This window comes from Curtobacterium citri, from assembly GCF_030362955.1.
Taxonomy (GTDB): domain Bacteria; phylum Actinomycetota; class Actinomycetes; order Actinomycetales; family Microbacteriaceae; genus Curtobacterium; species Curtobacterium citri.
In genome coordinates this window covers 78,679-91,751 of the sequence record NZ_JAUCML010000007.1, presented here as the reverse complement: position 1 = coordinate 91,751, position 13,073 = coordinate 78,679, and the positions used below count along the sequence as shown (strand labels likewise).

Here is a 13,073-nt window from a genome sequence, read left to right as displayed (position 1 = left end):
CGAACGGGAGGACCGACCATGACCGATCGCGGCAGCAGCACGAACGGACCCCGCATCGACGACGAGCTCGCGCACGAGGCGCAGAGCATCGTCCAGGGGCACGGCAGCAACGCCCACGTCGAGGAGTTCCGGCAGGCCGAGGCGGTGCCCGACGACACCGACGACGCCGAGACGCTCGCCGCGTCCGGGTACGACGGCGAGGTCGAGGGCTCGTTGCAGGACGACGGGTCCGTCCTCGACGGCGGGTCCGACGCCGTCTTCACGAGCGAGACCGACGCGGACGACGTCCCGCCGAGCGGGACCGACGCGGACGGAGGCCGCTGATGGCCCAGACGACCCGCGAGGCCAGCGCCCTGCAGCCCGAGGTCGTCCAGGCGCTGCAGGCGCCGGGCACCTGGACGTGGGCGTACGTCGACGCCTCCGGCAACCGCGAGGACCCCCGCCGTCTCGCCGCACTCCAGCGCCGGACCGTCTCGGACGCGCTCCGCGAGCAGGGGACGTCCGACCGGGCGGTCCGGGTCGTCGAGGACGAGCTCGCCGAGCAGCCCGGCGTCCCCGCACCGGTCGCGCGCTACGTGCTCGTCCGCGACGACGAGCTCGTGCTCAGCGAGGTGCTGCCGGGCCACCTGCACGGCCAGGAGTCGGTCGGGACCGGAGCGGTACCCGACCTGCTGCCCCTGCTCGCCCACCGGCCGTTCGACCTGCCCTTCCTGGTCGTCACCGTCGGCCGCGAGGGCGGCGGCTTCCGCAGCTACCGCCTCGGGCACGCCCCGACCGGCGCGGCCGAGGACGAGCAGCGCATCCAGGGCCGGACCGACACCCTGCACAAGGCGAAGTCCGGCGCCGGGTGGAAGCAGCCGCACTGGCACCAGCACGCCGAGGAGATCTGGAAGCAGACCGCGGGCGAGGTCGCCGCGTCGATCGAGGAGGCAGTCCGCGCGACGTCGCCGCGACTCGTCGTCGTCGCGGGGGACATCCGGGCCCGGGAACTGCTGCGCGGCGAGCTCTCGACGTCGACCCGCGCGCTCGTCACCGAGGTCGCGGTCGACCCCCGCGCCGACGACGCGTCCGAGAAGGCGCTCGTGCAGCACGTCGACCTGGCGCTCGCGCGGATCCTGGCGTCGCACCGGCACGACGTGCAGGACCTGCTCCGGACGCACGAGGGCCGCGGCGACAACGAGAGCGTCAGCGGGCTCGGCGCGGTGGTGTCGGCGCTGCAGCAGGCGCAGGCGGCCGTGGTCGCGCTCGACGCCGGCGCGCTCGGCGATCGCACGCTCCTGGCGCTCGACGCCGCGCCGTGGGTGGCGACCGCGCCCGAGCAGGCCGCGGGGGCGACGGTCCTCGGACCGGTGCCCGCCGTGTGCGCCCTCGTGCGCGCGGTGGTGCTCACCGACGCCGAGCTCGTCCTGGTGAACGCGGCGTCGCTGCCGAGCGGTGCCCCGGCGTCCGCGCTCCTGCGCTGGCCGGTCGGCCCCGCCGTGCCCGCCTGACCTGCCGCCGGGACCTTCCGCCCGCCGGCGTACCCGGTATCTCCGGGCGTACCTGGCCGGTTCGGGCGTACCTGGTCGTCCCGAACGACCAGGTACGCCCGTTCCCGCCTTCCACCGCGGCCGTTCTGGGAACGAACGGGCGGGAGTCAGTCGTGGGAGCGGTCGGCGTGCGGGACGATCGGCAGCGCGAGGAGGGGCAGCGCCGCCACGATCGCGAACGACGCCCCGAAACCGAGCACCCCGACGAGTGCACCGACGCCCGGTCCGACGGCGCTCGCCGCGAGGAACTGCCCGGTGTTCTGGGTCCCGAGCGCCCGACCCGACCACGCTGGCCCAGCGGCCTCGGCCACTGAGGTGTACGCCAACCCGTTGTCCGCCACCGTGACGCTCGTCGCGACGACGAGGAACACCGCCGCCGCTCCCCAGTGCGACACGTCGACGAGTGCGAGCACGCCCATCACCACCGCCGCGGCGACCGCCACCAGCCGGAGCGGTCCGACGCGGGACCCGGCACGGTCGCTCCACGCACCGACCAGGATCCGCCCCACGGCACCGACGAACTGCGACGCCCCGACCAGGAGGCCCGCCGTGGGTGTCGACCAGCCGAGGCCGACGAGCCAGACGAGTCCGTAGGTCGAGAGCGTGAACTGCGGGACCACGAGCAGCACGGACACCGCGTGGACCCGCCAGAGGAAGCCGGACGTCCGGTACGGGTTCGCGGCCCGGACGGTGGTCGTGCCCTCGGGTCGCGGTGCTCGCGGGGGATCGGTGATGCCGACGGCGCACAGCACGGTGAGCACGGCGCACAGCACGAAGGGCAGGACGAGCGCGGTGCGGATGCCGTGCGTCTCGGTGAGCACCGGGACCGTGACCGCCGCGAGCGTCACCCCGAGCGGCTGCGACATCTGCCGGATGCCCATCGCCAGTCCGCGGCGCTCCTTCGGGAACCAGCCGACCACGACCCGTCCGCTCGCGGCGTTCGTCGAGGCGCTCGTCATCCCCGCCGCGAGGAAGGCGATCCCGAGCAGCAGCGGGTCGCCGGCGCTCACCCAGGCCGCCACGACCGCGAGGGTGGTGAGCGCCAGGCCGCCCGCGATGACGACGCGTTCACCGACCCGGTCGGTCACCGCGCCCCAGGCGATGAGCGTCAGGACGAGGCCGATCGTCGGGGCGGCGGCGAACAGTCCGGCCGACGCGAAGGGCATGCCCCCGGCGAGCAGGTGCGGGATGAGCAGCGCCGGAGCGGAGACGACCAGGGTGCCAGCGGCCTGCGCGGCCACCCCGAGCCCGAGCATCGTCCAGGCGCGCCGCGGGACGGTCGTCGCGGCAGCAGCGGTGGTCGGCGGCACGGGTCCCGTCCTGGGTGCGGTTGGTGTACCACGACGGTATACCAACCGTCACCCAGCCGCACTATGCTGGTCCGCCGTGACCGAGACGACCGAGAACGCCGTGCCCGTGTCGCAGACGAGCCAGCTCTACGACAACCTGCGCGAGGCGATCCTGACCCTCGACATCGCGCCCGGCGAGCGGATCTCCGAGCGCGGCCTCGAGGGTCGCTTCCACGCGTCGCGCACGCCCGTCCGGGCCGCGCTGTCGCGCCTCGAGCGCGAGGGGCTCATCCTGCACGAGGGGCGCTCGTGGACGGTCACGCCGATCGACCTCGACGAGATCGCGTCGCTGGCGGAGCTCCGCGGTGTGCTCGAGCCCGCAGCGGCACGACTCGCCGTCCAGCGCGCGTCCGCCGAGCAGCTCGACGAGGTCCGCGCACACCTCGACGGCCTGCGGGGGAGCCCCGACCGCGAGACGGGCATCCGGATGGGGTCGACGTTCCACCTCGACCTGGCCGCGCTCGGCGGGAACCGGTTCGTCACCGATGCCATCGCCGACGCCCTGACCCGCCTCGAGCGCACCCGGTGGATCGAGGTGCGCACCGCTGCGGCCCGCGAGGCCGCGTGGGAGGAGCACAGCGCCGTCCTCGACGCCGTCCGTGCCGGGAACGCCGACCGGGCTGCCGAGCTGCTCGCGGCGCACGTCGCGGGCACGAACGACCGCCTGCTCGCGTGGATCGGGCAGGAGCGCCGACGCCTCCGTGGCGCGGGCATGTCGATCGTCGGGAGCACCGGACTGCTCGCCGAGGCGGAGCAGGCCGAACCCGTCGGCCACTGACCGCTCCGCCCAGCCGGGCGCTGACCGCAGCAGGCTGCACGCGGCCGGCGCCCGCTCCCGCGGGATCAGCCCCTCGTCGAAGGTTCCTCGGACCCGTCGATGTCCTGGGCGGCGTCGGCCGCTCCGTGCCGGGTGTGGTCGAGGAGTGCGTCGCGCACCTCGGCCTCGTCGGTGGTGAGTCGGATGGCGTGCTTGCTGCCGGACCGCGTCGACTGGGACATCGTGTTCCTCCTGTGTGCGTGGGCATCGGGTGGTGATGCGCTTCCTCACGGGACGTTCTGAGGTCGCCCCAGTGTGCGCCCGCCCGCCCGGGGCGCGCAAGCACCACCGCCGACCTGTGGAGGGATCGGTCCCGGGGCCGTGCCTAGGATGGTCCGGCCGCGCACGGGTGCGGCGGCCGGACGGACGTCGGAGGGGAGGCGCGGCATGAGCGGGCAGCGCACCGCACCGCCCACGGTCTACGACGTCGCCTCCGAGGCCGGCGTCTCGATCGCCACCGTCTCCCGCGTGCTCCGCACGCCGGACGCCGTCCGCGAGGGCACCCGCGACCGCGTCCAGGCGGCGATCCGGACCCTCGGCTACGTGCCGTCCGGCAACGCCAGGGCACTCGCCGGCAAGCGCACCGGCGTGGTCGGACTCCTGCTGCCCGGGTTCGACGTCGTGCCGGACGAGCGGCCCGACCTCGTGACCGACGGCGGCGTCCGCGTGGTCGACGACCGCCGGCACGTCACCCAGCCGTTCTCGTCGAACCTGTACTTCGACGAGGTCCTCCGCGGCGCGGAGACCGAGGCGTGGCAGCGCGGCCTCGCGCTCATGGTCGCCGCCGGACGGGGGTCCTCGCGGGACGTCATCGTGAACGACGTCGCCGGCCGGGTGGACGGCCTCGCGGTGCTCGCGCAGACCGTGCCCGACGACCTGCTCGAGCACGTGGCCCGACGCATCCCGGTCGTGGTCCTCGCCGACGACCGGCGCTCGCACGGGTTCGACTCCGTGAGCGTGGACAACGCCGCGGGCATGCGGACCCTCGCGTCGCACGTGATCGGGCGGCTCGGCATCCGGTCGCTGGCGTACGTCGCGGGCCCGATCGACTCCCCGGACGACATCGAGCGCTCGGCGGGGTTCCGTCAGGCGCTGGCGGACCACGAGGTGCCGCCGTCCGCGGTCCGGACCGTGCACGGAGACTTCGGTCGGGTCCGCGCACGGGAGCTCGCCGCGGTGCTCTTCGAGGGACCCGAACTCCCGCGCGCCGTGATCTGCTCGAACGACCAGTCCGCGCTCGGTGTGCTCGACGCCGCCGGTGCCCGCGGGCTCCGCGTGCCGGAGGACGTCGTCGTCACCGGCTTCGACGGCATCGACGCGGGGCGGTTCTCGGCGCCGCCGCTGACCACCGTGCACCAGCCGATGGGGGAGCTCGGGCGCGCGGCGGTCCGGGCGATCGTCGACCGCTTCGAGCGCCCGGACGGAGCGCCGCGTGCGGTGCGGCTGCCGGTCGAGGTGCTGCTGCGGGAGAGCTGCCCGCCGGTGCTCTAGCGGCGGTGCACGGCTCGTCCGCCGGTCGCTGCCAGGCCGGCCACCCGCCGTCTCGGAACGGGAACCTCGTGTTGCGCGACGCGATGTAAGCGCATACATTGGGGCGCAGCACACACTCGACACGGAGGTCGACCGAGCAATGACGCTTCCCCCACAGCGCACGCAGCACGGCCCGCGCCGCCGCGGCCGGCTGCTGACCGCGCTCGCCGGCATCGCCGTCGTGGCCCTCGCCGCCACCGGCTGCAGCATCCAGGTCCGTTCGGAGCCGGACCCGAGCATCGGCAAGGACACGATGCTCATCAACGCGGACCGCGGCAACCCGCTGTTCGACCGCAACTTCAACCCGTACATCCCGAATGCCCGTACCGCGAGCAAGTGGATGTACGAGCCCCTCATCGAGATCAACCCGCTCGACGGCAAGGGCACCCCGTGGCTCGCGAGCTCGTGGGACCTGCCGGACGCCCGGACGATCGACATGACGATCCGGAAGGGCGTCGAGTGGTCCGACGGCACGCCGTTCACGCCCGAGGACGTCCTCTTCACGTTCGACCTGCTCAAGAAGTTCCCCGCCATGGACGTCAAGGGCGCCTGGCAGCACATCGACCGGATCGAGCGGGACGGCGACCACCTGGTCTTCCACCTCAAGGGTGAGGACGTGCCGAGCCTCAACATCATCGGCGCGACGTACATCCTCCCCGAGCACCACTACGGCGTGGTGAAGGACCCGGTCACCTGGCGCGACCCGAACCCGGTCGGCACCGGCCCGTTCGTGCTCGGCAACTACTCCGACCAGCAGTACTCGATGGACAAGAACCCGACGTACTGGAAGGCCGACGAGATCGCGATCGAGCACCTGGTCCTGCCTGCGACGAACACGCAGCTCGACACCGTCACCCGTGGCTACGACTGGGCGTACTCGTTCATCTCGGACGTCAAGGGCACCTGGGGTGCCGCGTCCGACACGAACCAGTGGTGGTTCCCGGCCGGCGGCGTGATCGGGCTCATCCCGAACCTGACGAAGGCGCCGTACGACGACGTCAACGTCCGCAAGGGCATCTCCTACGCACTCGACCGCGACGGCATCGCCGAGACCGCCTCCGAGGGAAACCTCAGCGCCGCGGGTCAGACCGGCCTGATCCTGCCGAACCAGGAGCAGTACCTCGACCCGTCGATCCCGGACGAGGGGATGATCACGCAGGACACCGACCGTGCCCTCGCGGAGTTCGCCAAGTCCGGCTACGAGCAGCAGGACGGCAAGCTCGTCAAGGACGGTGAGCAGCTCGAGATCAACCTGATGACCGCGAACGGCTACTCGGACTGGCTCCGTGCCGCACAGCAGGTGCAGCGCGACCTCGGGAAGATCGGTGTGAAGGTGCAGATCCAGGCACCGCAGCCCGCCGGCTACCAGCAGAACATCAACAACGGGAAGTTCGACATGGCGATGGGCGGCATGGGGAACGGCGACGTCTTCCAGGCCTACAACTCCCTGCTGTCGAGCGACTTCTACCAGCCGGTCGGTAAGTCGACGGTGAACAACTTCGAGCGCTACCGGAACGCGGACACCCAGAAGCTCCTCGACGAGTACCGCGGGACGACCGACCGTGCCGAGCAGCAGCGCATCCTCGACCAGCTGCAGGCGATCGTGTACGACGACCTGCCCGTGATCGGCATGTACTACGGCGGCCTCTGGGGCCTGTTCAACACCGGCAAGTTCGTCGGGTGGCCGAGCGCGGAGGACCCGTACATGGCGCCGCAGAACTACGACTCGGCTCCGCTGCTCATCTTCACGAAGCTCCGACTCCGTGACAGCGCCGCAGGCAAGAAGATCGTGGAGGAGCAGGCCAAGTGAAGTACGTCCTCCAGAAACTCGTCCTCTTCGTCCTGACCCTCTGGGCCGCGGTCACGCTGAACTTCTTGCTCCCGCGCCTCATGCCGGGCAGCCCGTCCGACGCGGCGCTCGCCAAGCTCAGCCAGAACGGCCCGGTCACCGACGCCACGAAGAAGGCCATCGAGGCTCAGCTCGGCGTCCCCTCCGGCAACCTCTGGGACCAGTACGTCAGCTACCTGCACCAGGTCGTCACCCTCGACTTCGGCACGAGCTACACGTTCTACCCGCAGCCGGTCGGCGACCTGGTCGGCCGGGCCCTGCCCTACACGCTCGTGCTCGTCGGGACGGTCACGGTCCTCGCGTTCGTCATCGGCACGCTGATCGGCGTCGCCGCTGCGTGGAAGCGCGGAACCTGGCTCGACTCGCTCCCGACCCTGTCGGGTTCGTTCATGTCGACGTTCCCGTACTTCTGGACGGCACTCCTGCTGCTGTTCTTCCTCGGCTACGTCCTGCACTGGTTCCCGACGACCGGGGCGTCGTCCGCGACGAGCGTCCCGGGCTGGAACGGCACATACATCGGCGACGTCCTGCGGCACGCGGTCCTGCCGGCCGTGACGATCCTCGTGACGAGCCTGGGCGGCTGGATCATCGGCATGCGCAACGCGATGATCAACACCCTCGGTGACGACTACGTCACCTTCGCCGAGGCGAACGGCCTCCGCGGTCGCACGGTCGCCGTCCGGTACGCCGCGCGGAACGCGATCCTGCCGAACCTGACCGGCTTCGGCCTGGCACTCGGCGGCGTGGTCGGCGGCTCGGTGCTGGTCGAGCAGGTGTTCGGCTACCCGGGCATCGGCTACCTGCTGTTCAACGCCGTGATCGGGCAGGACTACCCGCTCATGCAGGCCCTCTTCCTGATGATCACCGTGTCGGTGCTCATCGCCAACTTCATCGTGGACGTCCTCTACGGCGTCCTGGACCCGAGGACGCGCCGATGACGACCAACTCGCGATGGGCGGCGTGCTCTGCCCACAACCACCACCCGAGGACGCGCCGATGACGACCAACTCGCGATGGGCGGCGTGCTCTGCCCACAACCACCACCCGAGGACTCGACGATGAGCACTGTCGCAGTGAGAACACAAGAACAAGTTGCCCCGTCCAAGTGGCGCGCCGCCGCCCGGCAGTTCGGCGTCGTCTGGAGCAACACCAAGGCCCGCATCGGCCTCTGCATCCTCGCCTTCTTCGTCCTCGTGGCGATCGCCGCCCCGCTCCTCGCCCCCTACGGCGCGAGCCAGAACGGCTTCGCACGGAACGCCGACGCCACCTGGGCGCACTGGATGGGCACCACCGCCGCCGGCGAGGACGTCCTCTCCCAACTGATCTACGGCGCCCGGGTGTCCGTGCTCGTCGGTGCGGTCGCGGGCTTCCTGTCGACCCTCGTCGCCGTCGCGATCGGCCTGAGCTGGGGCTACATCCGCGGCTGGGTCGCCGAGGTCATCGGCTTCATCGTGAACCTGTTCCTCGTCATCCCCGGTCTGCCCCTGATGATCGTCATCGCCGCCTACCTGCAGAACGGCGGCATCACGGTGATCATCGCCGTGATCGTCGTCACCGGCTGGGCCTGGGGTGCGCGCGTCCTCCGCAGCCAGACGCAGTCCCTCCGGAGCCGCGACTTCGTCACCGCGGCACAGTTCTCCGGCGACGGCGCGACGCGCATCGTCTTCCGCGAGATCCTGCCGAACATGACGTCCCTGATCGTCGGCAGCTTCTTCGGTGCGGCCACGAGCGCGATCCTGGCCGAGGCGGGGCTCGAGTTCCTCGGCCTCGGGGACTCGTCGATCGTCAGCTGGGGCACCATCCTCTACTGGGCGCAGAACTCGAACGCGCTGCTCACCGGCCAGTGGATCCTGCTGTTCGCCCCCGGTCTCTGCATCGCCCTCCTGGCGATGAGCCTGACCCTCATCAACTTCGGCGTCGACGCCGTGTCCAACCCGCGGTTGCGCGAGGGCGCGCGCCGCAAGCGCAAGGAGGTCACCGCATGAGCGGTGCAACCACCGACGGCCTGGAGGCGCGGGACGGCGCCGCCACGCGCCTCCCGTCCGACACGACCCAGCAGGACGTCCTGCTCGACGTCCGCGACCTGTCGGTCGTCTACGAGTCGGCCGGCCAGACGGCCGTCCAGGCCGTCGACCACGTCTCCTTCCAGCTGCGCAAGGGCGAGTTCGTCGGCCTGGTCGGCGAGTCCGGCTCGGGCAAGTCGACCCTCGGCTACGCGCTGACCCGGCTGCAGAAGCCGCCGGCGCGCACCAACGGCGGCAGCATCGTCTTCGGCGGGGCGGACATCCGTGACCTCGACGACGAAGCGCTCCGCCAGCAGCGCCAGGGCGGCTTCGCGATGGTCCTGCAGTCCGGCATGAACGCGCTCAACCCGGTGCGCACGATCCGCAACCACTTCATCGACGTCTTCCGGGCGCACGGGCACGTGCCGCGCGAGCGGTGGGACGCCCGGATGCGGGAGCTGATCGGCAAGGTGAAGCTGCCGGAGACGATGCTGGCGCGCTACCCCGGGGAGCTCTCCGGCGGCATGCGGCAGCGCGTCTCGATCGCGATCGCGCTGTCGCTCGAGCCGCAGCTCATGGTGTTCGACGAGCCGACCACGGCGCTCGACGTCCTCGTGCAGCACGCCGTGATGGACACGATCATCGAGCTGCAGCGCTCCGAGGGCTTCACGGCGATCCTGATCAGCCACGACCTCGGCATCGTCCTCGAGGCCACCGAGCGCGTGCTCGTCATGCACGAGGGGCGGATCGTCGAGGACGGCCGCTCGCTCGAGGTCCTCCGTGACCCGCAGGACGACTACACGAAGATGCTGTTGTCGCACTACGCCGACCCGCGTGCTTCGGTCGTGAGCCTGCCGGGGTTCCCGGATCGGTCACTGCGCGGCACGGACCAGACCCGGCAGGAGACGACGTCGTCGTTCGCCACCGTCGGGTCGCGTGAGCGCAGCGCCGCGAAGAACCCGATCGTCGTCGACCACCTCGTCAAGACGTACCCGGCGCCCCGCCGCGGTGAGCAGCCCGTGCAGGCCGTCCGCGACGTGTCGTTCACCCTCGAACCCGGGCAGTCGCTCGCCCTGGTCGGCCAGTCCGGCTCGGGCAAGTCGACCATCGCGAAGATGCTCACCGGCGTCGAGCAGCCGACGAGCGGGACCGTCCGGTTCGGCGACACCGACGTGGCGAAGCTCGGGAGGCGCGGCCTGCAGGACCTGCGCTCCGAGGTGCAGATGGTGTTCCAGGACCCGTACGCGGCGCTCAACCCGCTGCACACGGTGGAGTACATCCTGTCCCGACCGATCGCGAACTACACCGGACTCCGCGGGCGCGATGCCCGACGCCGGATGCTCGAGATCCTCGAGACCGTGGGCCTGACGCCCGTCGAGCAGTTCGCGCAGAAGCTCCCGCACCAGCTCTCCGGCGGGCAGCGGCAGCGCGTGGTCATCGCCCGGGCGCTCGCGAGCGACCCGCAGGTGATCATCGCGGACGAGCCGGTGTCGATGCTCGACGTCACGCTGCGCGCCGGCGTGCTCGCGCTGCTCGAGGACCTGCGGGAGCAGTGGGGCGTCTCGCTCCTCTACATCACGCACGACCTGCTGAGCGCCCGGCTCATCACCGACGACATCATGGTGCTGCACGACGGCGCCGTGGTCGAGCGGGGCCGCACGGCCGAGGTGCTGCAGCACCCACAGGACGACTACACGGTCGCGCTGCTGGACGCGGTGCCGAACCCGCGGCGGACACTGCTCGCATGACGTTCCCCGCTGTTGCTCCCTTCGGCCACCTCCCCACACCCGCGGGTGTCGACGTCGTCGGCATCGACCTGCCCGTCGGTCGGCTCACCGCCTACCGGGTCGTCCCGAACGGACCCTCGAAGGGCACCGTCCTGATCGTCCCCGGGTACACCGGGTCGAAGGAGGACTGGCGCACGTTCATGCCGCTCCTCCGGGAGGCCGGTTGGACCGCGGTCGCGAACAGCCGCCGCGGCCAGGCCGACTCGGTGGCGCCGACCTCGCCGTCCGACTACTCCCTCGACGAGGAGGCGGCCGACGTCGTCCGGGTCGCGGCGCTGCTCGACGACGGCGCGCCCGTGCACCTGATCGGGCACTCGCTCGGCGGGGTCATCGCCCGCGAGGCCGCGATCGCGTCCCCGCAGTCCTTCCGGTCGGTCGTGCAGTTCTGCTCCGGCCCGTACGGCTGGCCCTACCGCAAGGTCACCGAGCTGACGATCCTGCACGACACCGGCGGGAACAACCGGCAGCTGTTCGACTCGACGAACCCCCTGTGGGCGTACCGGCCCGACGAGGAGCTCCCCGACGACGTCCGGATGGTCCGCGACCGCTTCGACGCGACGAGCCCGATGAGCGTCGTCGCCGGCGGGCACATCCTCGAGGACCACACCGACTCGTCCGCCGAGCTCCGCGCGACCGGGCTCCCCGTCCTCGTGGCGCACGGTGAGTGGGACGGCGCCTGGCCGATCCCGTGGCAGCGGCAGATGGCCGAGGACACCGGCGCCCGCTACGAGGTCGTCCCCACGAGCTACCACGGCCCCCACGTCGAGAACCCGGCCGCGACCATCGCGCTCTTCGACGACTTCTTGTCGGCGCACTGACGTCGGCGCACGGAAAGGACCCATCATCACCACGCTGCAGTTCCCCGACGGCTTCCTCTGGGGTGCCGCCACCGCCGCCCACCAGATCGAGGGCAACAACGTCAACGCGAACTGGTGGGCGCACGAGCACGAGCCCGACACCACCATCGTCGAACCCTCCGGCGACGCCGCGGACAGCTACCACCGGTACCGCGAGGACATCCGCATCGCCGCCGACCTCGGCCTGAACTCCTACCGGTTCAGCATCGAGTGGGCGCGCATCGAGCCCGAGCGCGGCTTCGTCTCCCGCGCCGAGGTCGACCACTACCGCCGCATGGTCGAGGCCTGCCACGAGGCCGGCATCGAACCGATCGTCACGCTCATGCACTTCACCGTGCCGCGCTGGTTCGAGCGCGACGGCTTCTGGCGCGCGCCCGACGCCGCCGACCTGTTCGCCCGCTACACCGAGGCCGCGCTCCCCGTCGTGCAGGACGGCGTCCGCTACGTCTGCACGATCAACGAGCCGAACATCGCGGCGATGCTCGCCGGGGGAGAGGACGCGGCGAACCTCGTGGCGTACGGCCTGCCGAACCCCGACCTGCACGTGGCGGACCAGCTGCTCGCGTCGCACCGGCGCTCCCGCGAGGTCCTGTCGCAGGTCCCCGGCCTGCAGTCCGGCTGGACCATCGCGACGCAGGCGTTCCGCGCGAACGGTGAGCCCGGGTCCGAGGAGATGCTCCGCGAGTACGGCTACCCGCGCGACGACTGGTACCTCGAGCAGGCCGCCGGTGACGACTTCCTCGGGGTGCAGGCCTACACGCGCACGTTCATCGGCGCCACCGGTCCGGTGCCGGTCGCGGAGGACGTCGAAACGACCCTGACCGGGTGGGAGTTCTACCCGGAGGCCTCGGCCGACGGACTCCGCAGCGCGTGGGAGCTGTCCGGCCACGTCCCGCTGATGATCACCGAGAACGGCATCGCCACCGCCGACGACTCCCGCCGGATCGCCTACACGCAGGGCGCCCTCGAGGGCATCCACCGCTGCATCGAGGACGGCATCGAGGTGCTGGGCTACCAGCACTGGTCGCTCCTCGACAACTACGAGTGGGCCTCCGGGTACCGGCCGACCTTCGGGCTCGTGGCGTGGGACCGCGAGACCTTCGCGCGGACGCCGAAGGACTCGGCGCGCTGGTACGGGAAGGTCGCGCAGGCGAACGCGCTCGAGACGCGGCGCGACTGACGCGACCCCCGACGCGACCCTGTGACGGACGGGAGGCCCGTGGCGGGTCCGCCACGGGCCTCCCGTCCGTCGCGGACTCCGGAGACATCGGTGAGCGTCGTCGGAGCCGCGTCCGCGTGGCCGCCGAAGTTCCGGCGCATGCTGTCGTACCGCCGTGCCCTCGGTGTGCTCC

General features: G+C 71.6%; 12 protein-coding genes. 10 read left to right on the top strand and 2 right to left on the bottom strand.

Going from position 1 to position 13,073, the window contains the following annotated elements; genetic code table 11:
- The first annotated feature begins 18 nt into the window (after positions 1-18).
- Both QUG92_RS11705 and QUG92_RS11700 read left to right on the top strand, forming a co-directional pair.
- Positions 19-324, top strand: coding sequence for a hypothetical protein (locus tag QUG92_RS11705; protein ID WP_182046408.1), 306 nt, complete (start codon positions 19-21; stop codon positions 322-324).
- Positions 324-1,490 carry a baeRF2 domain-containing protein gene (locus QUG92_RS11700; protein ID WP_289459190.1) on the top strand — a complete coding sequence of 389 codons (1,167 nt, stop codon included), beginning with the start codon at positions 324-326 and terminating at the stop codon, positions 1,488-1,490. Before QUG92_RS11705 ends, QUG92_RS11700 begins: the two co-directional genes overlap by 1 nt.
- A 146-nt stretch (positions 1,491-1,636) precedes the next feature.
- On the opposite strand, the gene QUG92_RS11695 is transcribed toward QUG92_RS11700, so the two are convergent.
- Positions 1,637-2,839 carry an MFS transporter gene (locus QUG92_RS11695; protein WP_434533049.1) on the bottom strand — a complete coding sequence of 401 codons (1,203 nt, stop codon included), beginning with the start codon at positions 2,837-2,839 and terminating at the stop codon, positions 1,637-1,639.
- 76 nt (positions 2,840-2,915) lie between these two features.
- On the opposite strand from QUG92_RS11695, the gene QUG92_RS11690 reads away from it, so the two are divergent.
- On the top strand, positions 2,916-3,656 hold the full coding sequence (locus QUG92_RS11690) for a GntR family transcriptional regulator (RefSeq protein WP_289459189.1): 741 nt from the start codon (positions 2,916-2,918) through the stop codon (positions 3,654-3,656).
- A 65-nt stretch (positions 3,657-3,721) separates the two neighbouring features.
- Here the strand turns inward: QUG92_RS11690 and QUG92_RS11685 are convergent, their stop codons facing one another.
- Positions 3,722-3,877 (bottom strand): hypothetical protein, encoded by a 156-nt coding sequence (locus tag QUG92_RS11685; protein WP_182046406.1) that lies wholly within the window; start codon positions 3,875-3,877, stop codon positions 3,722-3,724.
- Between the two features lie 205 nt (positions 3,878-4,082).
- On the opposite strand from QUG92_RS11685, the gene QUG92_RS11680 reads away from it, so the two are divergent.
- The 7 genes from QUG92_RS11680 (at position 4,083) to QUG92_RS11650 (ending at position 12,901) form a co-directional block, all read left to right on the top strand.
- Positions 4,083-5,186: a LacI family DNA-binding transcriptional regulator gene (locus QUG92_RS11680; protein ID WP_289459188.1), complete on the top strand. Its 1,104-nt coding sequence runs from the start codon at positions 4,083-4,085 to the stop codon at positions 5,184-5,186.
- Between the two features lie 139 nt (positions 5,187-5,325).
- Positions 5,326-7,035, top strand: coding sequence for an ABC transporter substrate-binding protein (locus QUG92_RS11675; protein WP_289459187.1), 1,710 nt, complete (start codon positions 5,326-5,328; stop codon positions 7,033-7,035).
- Positions 7,032-8,012, top strand: coding sequence for an ABC transporter permease (locus tag QUG92_RS11670; protein ID WP_289459186.1), 981 nt, complete (start codon positions 7,032-7,034; stop codon positions 8,010-8,012). The genes QUG92_RS11675 and QUG92_RS11670 overlap by 4 nt, the downstream gene beginning before the upstream one ends.
- Before the next feature lie 120 nt (positions 8,013-8,132).
- Entirely contained in the window at positions 8,133-9,059 is a 927-nt protein-coding gene (locus QUG92_RS11665; RefSeq protein WP_289459185.1) for an ABC transporter permease, read from the top strand.
- On the top strand, positions 9,056-10,825 hold the full coding sequence (locus QUG92_RS11660; RefSeq protein ID WP_289459184.1) for an ABC transporter ATP-binding protein: 1,770 nt from the start codon (positions 9,056-9,058) through the stop codon (positions 10,823-10,825). Before QUG92_RS11665 ends, QUG92_RS11660 begins: the two co-directional genes overlap by 4 nt.
- Complete coding sequence (locus tag QUG92_RS11655; protein ID WP_289459183.1) at positions 10,822-11,682, top strand: alpha/beta fold hydrolase; 861 nt, start codon at positions 10,822-10,824, stop codon at positions 11,680-11,682. Before QUG92_RS11660 ends, QUG92_RS11655 begins: the two co-directional genes overlap by 4 nt.
- Before the next feature lie 22 nt (positions 11,683-11,704).
- Positions 11,705-12,901, top strand: coding sequence for a glycoside hydrolase family 1 protein (locus QUG92_RS11650; RefSeq protein ID WP_411469354.1), 1,197 nt, complete (start codon positions 11,705-11,707; stop codon positions 12,899-12,901).
- Positions 12,902-13,073: the final 172 nt, after the last annotated feature.

What these genes read in the sequence shown, in the direction of transcription:
- QUG92_RS11705 (WP_182046408.1), top strand. Translation starts at nt 19, where the DNA reads ATGACCGATCGCGGCAGCAGCACGAACGGACCCCGCATCGACGACGAG.
- QUG92_RS11700 (WP_289459190.1), top strand. Translation starts at nt 324, where the DNA reads ATGGCCCAGACGACCCGCGAGGCCAGCGCCCTGCAGCCCGAGGTCGTC.
- QUG92_RS11685 (WP_182046406.1), bottom strand. Translation starts at nt 3,877, where the DNA reads ATGTCCCAGTCGACGCGGTCCGGCAGCAAGCACGCCATCCGACTCACC.
- QUG92_RS11680 (WP_289459188.1), top strand. Translation starts at nt 4,083, where the DNA reads ATGAGCGGGCAGCGCACCGCACCGCCCACGGTCTACGACGTCGCCTCC.
- QUG92_RS11675 (WP_289459187.1), top strand. Translation starts at nt 5,326, where the DNA reads ATGACGCTTCCCCCACAGCGCACGCAGCACGGCCCGCGCCGCCGCGGC.
- QUG92_RS11665 (WP_289459185.1), top strand. Translation starts at nt 8,133, where the DNA reads ATGAGCACTGTCGCAGTGAGAACACAAGAACAAGTTGCCCCGTCCAAG.
- QUG92_RS11660 (WP_289459184.1), top strand. Translation starts at nt 9,056, where the DNA reads ATGAGCGGTGCAACCACCGACGGCCTGGAGGCGCGGGACGGCGCCGCC.
- QUG92_RS11655 (WP_289459183.1), top strand. Translation starts at nt 10,822, where the DNA reads ATGACGTTCCCCGCTGTTGCTCCCTTCGGCCACCTCCCCACACCCGCG.